The 12,705-nt window shown below is 60.2% G+C and carries 12 protein-coding genes; 9 read left to right on the forward strand and 3 right to left on the reverse strand.

The window, feature by feature from the left end:
- The 7 genes from ppsA to dnaB form a co-directional block, all read left to right on the forward strand.
- Positions 1–1,981, forward strand: a 1,981-nt coding sequence (ppsA, locus tag PHS32_RS23335) for a phosphoenolpyruvate synthase (protein WP_301081870.1), incomplete at its 5' end; no start/stop codon positions are given.
- A 4-nt stretch (positions 1,982–1,985) separates the two neighbouring features.
- Positions 1,986–4,286, forward strand: coding sequence for a VC_2705 family sodium/solute symporter (locus tag PHS32_RS23340; RefSeq protein ID WP_301081872.1), 2,301 nt, complete (start codon positions 1,986–1,988; stop codon positions 4,284–4,286).
- An 82-nt stretch (positions 4,287–4,368) separates the two neighbouring features.
- The gene (gene rpsF, locus PHS32_RS23345) at positions 4,369–4,734 is read left to right on the forward strand and encodes a 30S ribosomal protein S6 (RefSeq protein WP_301081874.1); all 366 of its coding nucleotides are present in this window, start codon (positions 4,369–4,371) and stop codon (positions 4,732–4,734) included.
- A gap of 24 nt (positions 4,735–4,758) precedes the next feature.
- Entirely contained in the window at positions 4,759–5,058 is a 300-nt protein-coding gene (gene priB / locus PHS32_RS23350; protein ID WP_301081876.1) for a primosomal replication protein N, read from the forward strand.
- Between the two features lie 29 nt (positions 5,059–5,087).
- Complete coding sequence (gene rpsR, locus PHS32_RS23355) at positions 5,088–5,372, forward strand: 30S ribosomal protein S18 (protein WP_011464487.1); 285 nt, start codon at positions 5,088–5,090, stop codon at positions 5,370–5,372.
- An 11-nt stretch (positions 5,373–5,383) separates the two neighbouring features.
- Positions 5,384–5,836: a 50S ribosomal protein L9 gene (gene rplI / locus PHS32_RS23360; protein WP_301081877.1), complete on the forward strand. Its 453-nt coding sequence runs from the start codon at positions 5,384–5,386 to the stop codon at positions 5,834–5,836.
- A gap of 181 nt (positions 5,837–6,017) precedes the next feature.
- Positions 6,018–7,424 carry a replicative DNA helicase gene (dnaB, locus tag PHS32_RS23365; protein WP_301081878.1) on the forward strand — a complete coding sequence of 469 codons (1,407 nt, stop codon included), beginning with the start codon at positions 6,018–6,020 and terminating at the stop codon, positions 7,422–7,424.
- Positions 7,425–7,456: 32 nt separating this feature from the next.
- Here the strand turns inward: dnaB and PHS32_RS23370 are convergent, their stop codons facing one another.
- From PHS32_RS23370 to PHS32_RS23380, 3 genes are all read right to left on the reverse strand, one after another.
- Positions 7,457–9,145, reverse strand: a complete 1,689-nt coding sequence (locus PHS32_RS23370) for a PhoH family protein (RefSeq protein ID WP_301081879.1) — start codon at positions 9,143–9,145, stop codon at positions 7,457–7,459.
- Positions 9,146–9,154: 9 nt separating this feature from the next.
- Entirely contained in the window at positions 9,155–9,640 is a 486-nt protein-coding gene (locus PHS32_RS23375) for a peroxiredoxin (RefSeq protein ID WP_301081880.1), read from the reverse strand.
- Between the two features lie 204 nt (positions 9,641–9,844).
- Entirely contained in the window at positions 9,845–10,219 is a 375-nt protein-coding gene (locus PHS32_RS23380) for an Mth938-like domain-containing protein (RefSeq protein WP_301081881.1), read from the reverse strand.
- Between the two features lie 88 nt (positions 10,220–10,307).
- Here PHS32_RS23380 and PHS32_RS23385 point away from each other — a divergent pair, with 88 nt between their 5' ends.
- Complete coding sequence (locus tag PHS32_RS23385; RefSeq protein WP_301081883.1) at positions 10,308–11,534, forward strand: pyridoxal phosphate-dependent aminotransferase; 1,227 nt, start codon at positions 10,308–10,310, stop codon at positions 11,532–11,534.
- A 71-nt stretch (positions 11,535–11,605) separates the two neighbouring features.
- The coding region (locus PHS32_RS23390) for a homoserine dehydrogenase (RefSeq protein ID WP_301081884.1) at positions 11,606–12,705 on the forward strand (1,100 nt) is incomplete at its 3' end.

Raw genomic sequence — 12,705 nt, forward strand, 5'->3', positions numbered from 1 at the left:
TGCCTCGTTTGCTGGGCAACAGGAAACGTTTTTGAATGTGATCGGCATCGAGGAGGTGTTGCACAAGATCCGCGAGGTTTTTGCCTCTCTGTACAACGACCGCGCCATCAGTTACCGCGTGCACAAGGGTTTTGCCCACGAGCATGTGGCGCTGAGTGCCGGGGTTCAGCGCATGGTGCGCTCCGACATCGGGGCGGCGGGGGTCATGTTCACCATTGACACCGAGTCGGGCTTTGAGGATGTGGTGTTCATCACTTCCAGCTACGGACTGGGCGAGACCGTGGTGCAGGGCGCCGTCAATCCGGACGAGTTCTATGTCCACAAGCCGATGCTCAAGGCCGGCAAGCGCGCCCTGATCCGTCGCAGCCTGGGCTCCAAATTGATCCAGATGCAATTTACCCGGCCTGACGAGAAGGCCGCCAGCGGCAAGCTGGTCAAGACCACGGATGTTCCAACGGAACTGCGTAACCGCTATTCGCTGACCGACGCGGAGGTCGAGAAGCTGGCCCATTACGCTCTGGTGATCGAGCAGCATTATGGCCGTCCGATGGACATCGAGTGGGGCAAGGACGGGCTCGACGGTGAGCTCTACATCCTGCAAGCGCGGCCGGAAACGGTGAAGAGTCAAACCGCTGGCAAGGCTGAATATCGCTACAAGCTCAAGGGCAAGGGAGTCGTGATCGCCGAGGGTCGGGCGATCGGTCAGAAGATTGGCACCGGCCCGGTGCGCATCGTGCACAGCCTGAGCGAGATGGACAAAGTGCAGGCCGGCGACATCCTGGTGACCGACATGACGGATCCCAATTGGGAACCCGTGATGAAACGCGCCGCCGCCATCGTGACCAACCGTGGTGGGCGCACCTGCCATGCCGCCATCATCGCGCGCGATCTGGGAATCCCGGCCGTGGTGGGTTGCGGCGATGCCACCGAAGTACTCAAGGACGGCACGCTGGTGACCGTCAGTTGCGCCGAAGGCGATACCGGTTTCATTTACGACGGTTTGCTGGAAACCGAGGTCAGCGAAGTTCAGCGGGGTGCCATGCCCGAAATTTCGGTCAAGATCATGATGAATGTCGGCAATCCGCAACTGGCCTTCGACTTCTGCCAGTTGCCCAATGAAGGCGTCGGCCTGGCCCGTCTCGAGTTCATTATCAACAACAACATCGGCGTCCATCCGAAGGCCATTCTGGACTATCCCAACATCGAGGCGGATCTGAAGAAAGCGGTTGAATCGGTGGCGCGCGGGCATGCCTCGCCGCGCGCTTTCTACGTCGATCGGGTGGCCGAGGGCGTGGCCACGATAGGCGCCGCTTTTTGGCCCAAGCCGGTCATCGTTCGCCTGTCCGACTTCAAGAGCAATGAATACCGCAAGCTGATTGGTGGCAGCCGTTACGAGCCGGAGGAAGAGAACCCGATGCTCGGTTTCCGTGGTGCCGCGCGCTATATCAGCGCCGATTTCGGCGAGGCGTTCGCGATGGAATGCGAAGCGCTGAAACGGGTTCGCCAGGATATGGGCTTGAGCAACGTTCAGGTCATGGTGCCCTTTGTGCGGACCGTCGGGCAAGCCAAAAAAGTGACCGAGTTGATGGCCACGCATGGCCTCAAACGCGGTGACGACGGGCTGAAGATCATCATGATGTGCGAAATTCCCAGCAACGCCATTCTGGCCAACGAGTTCCTGCAGTACTTCGACGGTTTTTCGATTGGCTCGAACGACCTGACGCAACTCACCCTGGGACTCGACCGCGATTCCGGTCTGGAACTGCTGGCGGCCGACTTCGATGAGCGCGATCCGGCTGTGACGGCACTGATCAGCCTTGCCATTGCGGCGTGCAAGGCCCAGGGCAAATACATCGGCATTTGCGGCCAGGGCCCCAGCGATCACCCGGATTTTGCCGAATGGTTGAAGCAGCAGGGCATTTCGTCGATTTCCCTGAATCCGGACTCCGTGATCGGTACTTGGCAGAAACTGGCCGGATAGCGAAATGGCGGGCGGTTTTCGTTTGCACGCTTGGCTGCTGGCGATCTGGTTTGCCGCCTCCTTCGGCGTCGTGTTCTTCGCCCGTGACTTACAGGTCATTGTCAATGGCTGGCCGCTGGGCTACTGGTTCGCGGCGCAAGGCAGCGTGTTCATTTTTATCGCCATCGTTGCGGTCTTTGCCTGGCTTGCCAACCGGCGCGACGGCGAGCTTGCCGGCGGCGATGCCGCCTACACCGCCTACAAGCGCCGGCTGCACCGCAAATTCGCCAGTTACGTCCTGTGTTTGCTGCTGTTCTTGCTGGCCCTCGCCCTGGCCGAGCGTTGGGGACTGAAAAAGACCTGGGTCGGTGCCATCTTTCTGTTCGCCACCATTGGCTTGTACGCAGTGATCGGAATCTATAACCGCACGTCGGATGCGGCCGAATACTACGTTGCCGGACGTGGCATTCCGGCGGTCTACAACGGCATGGCGACCGCCGCGGACTGGATGAGTGCGGCCTCCTTTATCAGCATGGCCGGCGGGCTTTACCTGCAGGGTTTTTCCGGCACGCCATCGCAGCCGGGAGGGCTTGCTTATGTACTGGGCTGGACCGGCGGCTTCTGTCTGGTCGCGTTGTTGGTGGCGCCCTATCTGAGAAAGTTGAACCTGTACACCGTGCCCGATTATTTTGGGCAGCGTTTTGGCGGCCGCTGGCCGCGCCGGATTGCGGCTTTTTCCGCTGTACTGTGTTCTTTTACTTATGTGGTGGCGCAGATTTACGGTGTCGGGTTGATCACCTCGCGTTTGACCGGTGTCCAGTTTGAAATTGGCATCCTGCTGGGCTTGGGCGGTGTTCTGGTGTGCTCCTTTTTAGGGGGCATGCGGGCCGTGACCTGGACCCAGGTGACCCAGTATGTGGTGTTGATACTGGCTTTCCTGATTCCGGTTTCGTGGCTTGCCTACAAGCAGCTTGGCAACCCGCTGGCCCCCTTCGTGTACGGCCAGCAGTTGCAGAAGATCACGGCACTCGAGCAGCAACTGGTGGCGTCGCCGGCGGAACTGCAGGTGATCCATGAATACGCGCGGCGCGCGCGCGACTACGAGTTGAAATTACAGAATGTGGAGGCGTCACTGGAGAGCGAACGCAAGGCGATGCGGGAGAAGATTCGTTCCCTGAACGAACAACACGCGGATGAATCGACCATTGTTTCCGCTCGACGCGAGCTGGCGGCGTTGCCCCGGGATGTCAACTCGGCCCGGGAGCGTTGGACGCACGCCATGCACGACAACCTGGAACGGGCCAAACCCTTGGGCGGCATGCCGCAGCATGTCAAGCCCTTTGCCGGTGAAACCCAGGGCAGCATCGAAGACCAGCAGGAATTTGACCTTTCCCGGCGTAACTTTCTGGCCTTGATGTTCTGCCTGATGGTGGGTACCGCTGGTTTGCCGCACCTACTGACCCGCTTTTACACCACCCGGACCGTGGCGGAAGCGCGAACCTCGGTCGCCTGGTCGCTGTTTTTTATTGCGCTGCTGTACCTGGCGGCCCCGGCTTTGGCGGTGCTGGTGAAATTCGAGATCATGAGTCACCTGGTGGGGCAGGATTTTGATTCCCTGCCGGTCTGGATCGCCCAGTGGGCCAAGGTTGACCCGACGCTGATTTCCGTCAGTGATGTCAATGGCGATCACATTCTCCAGTTTGCGGAACTCAAGCTGGGCGCCGACATCGTGATGCTGGCGACCCCCGAGCTGGGGGGTATGCCTTACGTGGTGTCGGGTCTGGTGGCCGCGGGCGGGCTGGCGGCCGCGCTTTCCACGGCAGACGGGCTGTTGTTGACGATTGGCAGCGCGTTGGCGCATGACTCTTTCTTTGGCGGCGAGACCGATCAGGCCGGCGCCGTGCGCCGGGTGATGTTGTCGAAATTCGCCTTGCTGGTGGTAGCCCTGGTCGCCGCCTACGCGGCGGCGCAACGTCCGGCTGACATTCTCTACCTGGTATCGGCTTCGTTTTCCCTGGCCGGGGCGGCCTTTGTGCCGGTGATGGTGCTGGGAATATTCTGGCGTAGAACCACTGCCAGGGCAGCCGTTGGGGGAATGGCTGCCGGCCTGGGCTTGACGATCTACTACATGGTCATCAATGTCGCCTCCGTCAGAGCGGCCTGGGGCTTGACCGGCAGCGGCCTGTGGTTTGGCATTCAACCGGTTTCCGCCGGTGTGTTTGGCGTATTGGCCGGGGTCGTGGTGACCGTGTTGCTCAGCCTTCTGTCGCGCCCCGTGTCCTTGCCGCTGTTCAAGGACCAGCAGGCCCGCCCAACTGGCATATAATCCTCGGTTCACCTTGCCACACCTCAACGAGACGCCGAGGGTGGCTTTTTCTGCCCAATGGGGCTATCCATAAGGAGTATCAATGCGTCATTACGAAATCATTCTCATGATTCACCCGGATCAGAGCGAGCAAGTTCCTGCCATGCTGGAGCGTTACAAGGGCATGATCACTGCCGGCGGTGGCAAAGTGCACCGTGTCGAGGACTGGGGCCGTCGCCAACTGGTCTACATGATCAACAAGCTTGCCAAAGCCCACTACCTGTGCGTCAACATCGAAGCCGATCAGGCCGTGATGGTGGAACTGGAGCACGCCTTCAAGTTCAATGATGCGGTGTTGCGGCATCTGACGGTGTTGAAGAAGAAAGCCGATACCGGCCCTTCTTCAATGATGAAAACGGTCGAGCGGGAAGATGCCCGCAGGACGCAACAGGCCGAGTACCAGGCTTAACGGCATTGCCTGCCAACGAGGAGTGTGAAGCACCTTGCCAACCAGCTCGTCCTGACGGCCTGTGTCGCTGAGCTAGATGCCCCGCGCTACACGCCAGCCGGATTGCCGGCACTGAATCTGAAACTTGAGCATGCCTCGGAGATCGAGGAAGCAGGGCAGACGAGACAGGTCAAGGCGACGGTGAAAGCGGTGGCTTTTGGTGCGCTGGCCGAGCGGCTTGCGAAACAGGCCATAGGCAGCAGCTGGAGCTTCAAGGGTTTTCTGGCAACACCTCGGAACGGCAAGAATGTTGTATTTCATGTTCAAGAATTTCAGCAAGATTAACCCATTCGCAATAATTTAAGGAGTCCATCATGGCCGGACCAAAACGTTTCAATAACAAGGACAAGCGCCCCAAGCGCCCAGCTCAGAACCTGCTGTTCAAGCGCAAGCGCTTTTGCCGCTTCACGGTGACGGGGGTTGAGGAAATCGACTACAAGGACATCGATACCTTGCGCGATTTCATTGCCGAAAATGGCAAGATCATTCCGGCGCGCCTGACCGGCACCCGCGCCATTTTCCAGCGCCAGCTCAACACCGCTATCAAGCGCGCGCGTTTCCTCGCGATGCTGCCGTACAGCGATCAGCACAAGATCTAAGGAATACGACCATGCAAATCATTCTGCTCGACAAGGTCGTGAACCTTGGCAATCTCGGCGAGATCGTGCGCGTTAAAGACGGTTATGCCCGCAACTTCCTGATTCCTTCCGGCCGCGCCCGGCGTGCCACGGAGTCGGCGAAACAACAGTTCGAAGCCAAGCGTGCCGAACTCGAAAAAGCCGCTGCCGCCAAGTTGGCTGAAGCTCAGGCTCTGGGTGAAAAACTGGCCGGTACCACGGTCAAGTTGACCCAGAAGGCCGGCGTCGACGGTCGCCTGTTCGGTTCGGTCACCAATGCCGACATTGCCGAAGAACTGACCAAGAGCGGCTATCAGGTGGTGAAGGCGCAGATTCGCATGCCCCTGGGTCCGATCAAGATGGTTGGCGACAGCACTGTCAGTGTGGCATTGCACACGGATGTGGTGGTCGACATCACGGTCTCGGTGTACGGCGAAACGGTTTAAGCCTTCACGCTACGCTCGGAAGCCGCCGGGGTTGGCAAACCGCGGCGGCTTTTCTATTGGCGGGCTGGCCATTGGCCAGCCATTTCACAGCTTGTCCACAGCTTTTAACGGGCTTTTGCCCAGCATCCCACTCGACGCCAAACATGGGCTGGCGTAGTATCCAAGGCTTAAAGGAAACCCGATGTCCGCTGTACTTTCTGCCGTCCCCGACGACTACGGTCAAGACCGGCAAGTCGCGCAATTGCGCATACCGCCGCACTCCATCGAAGCCGAGTCCAGCGTGCTGGGTGGCCTGCTGCTGGACAACGCCGCCTGGGACCGTGTCAATGACCTGCTGAACGAGGGTGATTTCTACCGTTTTGAACACCGCATGGTTTTCGGCGCGATTGGCGCCCTGATCAACCTATCCAAGCCGGCCGATGTCATCACGGTGTTTGAACAACTGCTGAGCCAAGGCAAGGCCGAGGAAATCGGCGGTCTGGCCTACCTCAACGCCTTGGCCCAGTTTGTGCCCAGCGCCGGCAATATCCGGCGCTACGCCGAGATCGTGCGGGATCGCGCCATCCTGCGCAAGCTGGTCAGCGCCAGCGACGAGATTGCCACCAACGCCTTTAACCCCAAGGGGCGGCCGGTGGCCTCCATCCTGGACGAAGCGGAACAGAAGATCTTCAACATCGGTGAAGAGGGGGCTCGCACCAAACAGGGTTTTCAAACCATGGATTCGCTGGTGGTGGCGCTGCTGGACCGGGTCCAGGAGATGGCCGACAACCCGAACGATGTGACCGGCGTGCCGACCGGTTTTTATGACCTGGATCGCCTGACCGCCGGCTTCCAGGCGGGCGACCTGATCGTGTTGGCGGCCCGTCCCTCCATGGGCAAGACCGCACTGGCCATTAATATTGCCGAGCACGTGGCGTTGAACGAAGGTTTGCCGGTGGCCGTGTTCTCGATGGAAATGGGCGCCGCGCAACTGGCGGTGCGTATTGTCGGCTCGATCGGCCGCATCGACCAGGGTCACTTGCGCACCGGCAAATTGACCGACGAAGAGTGGCCGCGTTTGTCCGAGGCCATCGAGAAATTGCGCACCATCTCCCTGCACATCGATGAAAGCGCCGGTTTGACCGTCGGCGAACTGCGTGCCAACGCCCGGCGGCTGGCGCGCCAGTGCGGCAAGCTGGGGCTGATCGTGGTCGACTATCTGCAACTCATGAGTGGATCTTCCGGCGATGGCGAGAACCGGGCCACCGAACTGGGCGAAATTTCACGCGGCCTGAAAATGCTGGCGAAGGAATTGCAGTGCCCGGTGATCGCCTTGTCGCAGTTGAATCGAAGTGTCGAAACGCGGCCCGACAAGCGCCCCATGATGAGCGATCTGCGCGAGTCCGGGGCGATCGAGCAGGACGCCGACATCATCATGTTCATCTACCGTGACGAGTACTACACCAAGGATGCCTGCAAGGAGCCGGGTGTGGCGGAGGTTTTGATCGCCAAGCAGCGTAACGGCCCGACCGGGGTGGTGAAGCTGGCCTTCCTGAAGCCGATTACCAAGTTCGAATCCCTGGCCAGTGGCGGCGGTGGGGACTTCTGATGTTTTGCGGGACAGACCGCCGGCCGAGCCGGCTATAAAACTTCGCTGGCAAAATCGGCCAGTCGGGAACGCTCGCCACGTGCCAGTGTGATGTGGCCACCGTGCTGCCAGCCCTTGAATTTGTCAACCGCGAAGGTCAAGCCGGAAGATCCCTCGGTCAGGTACGGGGTATCGATCTGAGCCAGGTTTCCCATGCAGATGATTTTGGTCCCCGGACCAGCGCGCGTGATCAGGGTCTTCATCTGCTTGGGTGTCAGGTTCTGGGCTTCGTCGATGATGACGTATTTGTTCATGAAGGTGCGCCCGCGCATGAAATTCATGCTCTTGATCTTGATCCGGCTGCGTATCAGCTCACTGGTGGCGGCGCGGCCCCATTCGCCGGCACTGGTATCGGTTTTCCCCAGCACTTCGAGGTTGTCGTCCAGCGCGCCCATCCAGGGGCCCATCTTCTCTTCCTCGGTGCCGGGCAGAAAACCGATGTCCTCGCCGACGCTGACCGTGGCCCGCGTGACGATGATTTCGCTGTAGCGCCTGTCGTCCAGCACCTGGGTCAGACCGGAGGCCAACGCCATCAGGGTTTTGCCGGTGCCGGCGGTGCCGGTCAAGGTGACAAAGTCAACCTCGGGGTCCATCAGCAGGTTCATGGCGAAATTCTGCTCGCGATTGCGCGTCGTGATGCCCCAAACCGAGTTCTTCAGATGGGTGTAATCCTTGAGGGTCTTGAAGACCGCCGTCTTGCCGCGAATTTCGGTCACCCGGGCATACAGGCTGGGTTCTCCGGGCGCTTCGAAGTAAACGAACTGGTTGATCAGCAAATTGGGAACGATGGGGCCGGTGATGCGGTAGAAAGTGTGCACGCTTTGCTGCCAACTCTCCACCGTTTTGCCGTGGGTAGTCCAGAAATTGGCTGGCAAGGCCAGCGCGCCCGAGTACAACAAGTCACCGTCTTCCAGTGTCTTGTCATTCTGGTAATCGTCGGTCGCCAAACCCAGTGCGCGAGCCTTGACGCGCATGTTGATGTCCTTCGACACCAACACCACTTCCTGCTCGGTGCGTTGCTGTCGCAGCGCTTCCACCACGCCCAGAATCTGATTGTCCGCCTTGCCCTGGGGCAAGCTGGTGGGCAAGGTGTAGTTCAGCAACTGGGTCTGAAAAAACAGCTTGCCGCCGGCTTCCCGGTGGCCGGTGGCGTCCAGTGCCAGACCGCTGCCGATGTCCGAGCCTTGGTGCCCGGCCAGGGCGTCCAGGGTACGGCTGGTCTGGCGCGCATTGCGGGCGACTTCGGTCATGCCTTTTTTGTGCGCGTCAAGTTCTTCCAGAACGATCATGGGAAGAAAAATGTCATGTTCCTCGAAGCGGAACAGGCACATCGGGTCGTGCAGCAGGACGTTGGTGTCAAGCACGAACAGCTTGCGCGGGCTGGTCAGCTTTGTCTTCTTTTTGGACCTGGCTTTCGCCGGCGTTTCGATTCCGGCATGGCTCGGATGGACGGCGCTGTCCGGTCGGCCTGCCTGCGTGCGGCCCTCGGGGCGGTCCAGCTCGACTGGCGCGTCACGCTCGACGCGCCGCGGCGTTTCGCGTGCCAAGGCCATTTCGGCAGCCGGCTGCCCGGCTAGGGGCGACTCGGTTTTGCGGGCCTTGGCGTGGCTTTTTGCCGGTACATCGTAATCCTGCTCAGACAGCAGGGCGGCACGTTTGGCGGGAGCGGCGGGTAATGGCATCGGTCTGCGTCAGACCAGCGCGGCAGTCTTTTTCAGGTCTTTGACGGCTTTGAGCACGTCGTCCACATGACCCGGCACCTTGAGCCCGCGCCACTCTTCCTTCAGGGTGCCGTCAGGGCCGATCAGGAAGGTGCTGCGTTCAATGCCCTTGACCTTCTTGCCGTACATGATCTTGTTTTTGACGACGCCGAACATGTGGCACATTTTTTCCTCGGTGTCGGCAATCAATTCAAAGGGCAGTTCCAGCTTGGCCTTGAATTCGTCATGCGATTTCATGTTGTCACGCGAGACCCCAAACACGGTGGCGCCGGCCTTCACAAAGTCCCGGTACTTGTCGCGGAATTGCATCGCCTCAGTGGTGCAGCCTGGTGTGTTGTCCTTCGGGTAGAAGTACAGAATGACAGTTTTTCCGAGGTGGGAGGTGTTGGAGACTTTGATGCCACTGGTGGCATTCGATTCAAACTCAGGGATCGGTTTATTGACAACAATTGCCATGGTTCTTAAATCTCGTGTGACGAGGATGCGTCGTTCTCTCAAGTCGTGGGCACTATCCTGCGACATTGTTGTGGCGCCTCCGACTGCAAGCTGCGATTTTACCTCGAAAACGGTTCACGGCCCCATGGGCCAGCGCCGGTGTTATCCCTAGCAGCCTGTCAGGCTTGGCAGGCGGGATGCGTTGGCGTCAAACGGGGATAGCTGCTAGGCGACTTCAAGCAGCAGGGCAACCACCACCGTGCGTCCCTCGGCGGCGAGAATGTTGTAGGTGCGGCAGGCGGCCGGGGTGTCCATGGTCTCGATGCCGGTCTGTTTGTCGATCAAGGGCTTGATCCAGGCGGCTTCAGGAAAACGGAGCCGCCCACCACTGCCAAAGATGACCAGTTCCGCATCCAGCGCCGCGAGTTGTGCAAAGTGGGCCGCGCTCAGGTCTTCAAAGCGATTGCAGTCCCAGAAAAAACGTTCGCCACGCGAGCCGAGAATCACACTGCGGGTAATTTTTTCGTTGCCGACGCCAATCCAGCCGGGACCATAGCCGTGAATGGACTGCACGCTGATGATGTCGGGTTGAAGCTTCATGTTGGAAAAGGTTGAGTCTGGATGCTGCGCTGCGGAAATGTGGTCAAATTATAGGTTTCGCCTCACGTCACCCATGTCCGGAGGGACTTTGAAGACCATTCGAAAATCGACCAAGCTTGCCAACGTCTGCTATGACATTCGCGGCCCCATCATGGACGCGGCCCATCAAATGGAAGAAGAGGGGCACAAGATCATCAAGCTCAATATCGGCAACCTGGCGGTGTTTGGCTTTGATGCGCCGGAGGAAATTCAGCAGGACATGATACGCAACCTGCCCAACTCGGCCGGCTACTCCGACAGCAAGGGCATTTTTGCGGCGCGCAAGGCCGTCATGCATTACACCCAGCAGCAAGGCATCAAGGGCGTCACGCTGGACGACATTTACCTGGGCAACGGTGCCAGCGAGCTGATCGTGATGGCGACCAACGCGCTGCTGGACAACGGCGACGAGTTGCTGCTGCCGTCGCCCGACTACCCCTTGTGGACCGCCGCCGCCAGCCTGTCGGGCGGCACGCCGGTGCACTACCTGTGCGACGAGAGCCAGGGCTGGATGCCCGATCTGAACGACATTCGCGCCAAGATCACGCCGCGTACCAAGGGCATTGTGGTGATCAACCCGAACAACCCGACCGGCGCCCTGTATTCGGATGAACTGCTGCAAGCCATTGTGCAGATCGCGCGCGAGCACGGGCTGGTGATCTTTGCCGACGAGGTCTACGACAAGGTGCTGTACGACCAGGCACGCCACACCGCCATTGGCAGCCTGTCCGAGGATGTGCTGACGCTCACCTTCAACTCGCTGTCCAAGAGTTACCGCTCCTGCGGCTACCGCGCCGGCTGGCTGGTGGTGTCGGGCGACAAGAAGTCGGCCCGGGATTACATCGAGGGCCTCAACATGCTCTCCAACATGCGCTTGTGCGCCAACGTGCCGGGCCAGTGGGCGATCCAGACGGCGCTGGGCGGCTATCAGAGCATCAACGATCTGGTGGGCGAGGGCGGTCGCCTGCGCTGGCAGCGCGACCTGGCTTACGAGTTGATCACCGCCATTCCGGGGGTCACCTGTGTCAAGCCGACGGCCGCGCTGTACATGTTTCCGCGGCTCGACCCGACCGTGTATCCGATTACCGATGACCAGCAGTTCTTTCTGGAACTGCTGCAGGAAACCCGCGTCATGCTGGTCCAGGGCACCGGCTTCAACTGGCCGGCGCCGGACCATTTCCGGATTGTGTTCTTGCCGCACGAGGACGACTTGCGGGAGGCCATTGGCCGGGTTGCCAAATTTCTTGAAAACTACCGCAAGCGGCATAGCAACTGATTCACCCCCTGCCTGACGGCGTCCGTGGCCGGTGGCACGGATGCGGCAGGCCAACTTAACAGCAAGACTTTATGAAACCGATTCAAGTAGGCCTTCTTGGCATAGGCGTTGTGGGCTCCGGCACGTTCAACGTGCTGCGGCGCAATCAGGAAGAAATCAAGCGCCGCGCCGGCCGTGGCATTGAAATCACCATGGTGGCCGATCTTGACGTGGCACGGGCGCAAGCCCAGGTCGGTGCCGGCGTGACGGTGGTGGACGACGCCAGAAAAGTCATTGCCAATCCGGACATCGACATCGTCGTCGAGCTGATTGGTGGCTACGGCATTGCCAGGACACTGGTGCTGGAGGCGATTGCCGCCGGCAAGCACGTGGTGACGGCCAACAAGGCCTTGCTGGCGGTGCACGGCACCGAGATTTTTGCCGCCGCCTCGGCCAAGGGCGTCATGGTGGCGTTCGAGGCGGCGGTGGCCGGCGGCATCCCCATCATCAAGGCGTTGCGGGAAGGCCTGACGGCGAACCGCATCCAGTGGATCGCCGGCATCATCAACGGCACCACCAACTTCATCCTGTCCGAGATGCGCGACAAGGGACTGGACTTCGACGTGGTGCTGAAAGAGGCCCAGCGTCTGGGTTATGCCGAGGCCGATCCGACCTTCGACATCGAGGGCGTGGACGCGGCGCACAAGGCCACCATCATGTGCGCCATCGCCTTCGGTATCCCGGTCCAGTTCGACAAAGCCTATGTCGAGGGCATCACCAAACTCGGTGCCATTGACATCAAATACGCCGAGCAACTGGGCTACCGCATCAAGCTGTTGGGCATCACCAAGCGCACCGACCAGGGCATAGAACTGCGCGTGCACCCCAGCCTGGTGCCGGCCAAGCGCCTGATCGCCAACGTCGAGGGCGCCATGAACGCCGTCATGGTGCAGGGCGATGCGGTCGGTACCACCCTGTACTACGGCAAGGGCGCGGGCTCCGAGCCGACCGCCAGCGCCGTGATTGCCGACCTGGTGGACATCACCCGCTTGCACACCGCCGATCCGCTGAACCGGGTGCCGCACCTGGCGTTCCAGCCCAATGCCATGAGCGATTTGCGCGTGCTGCCGATGAGCGAGGTCGTGACCAGTTACTACCTGCGCTTGCGCGTGGCCGACCAGGCCGGGGTGTT

The organism is Rhodoferax sp., from assembly GCF_028714215.1.
Taxonomy (GTDB): domain Bacteria; phylum Pseudomonadota; class Gammaproteobacteria; order Burkholderiales; family Burkholderiaceae_C; genus Rhodoferax.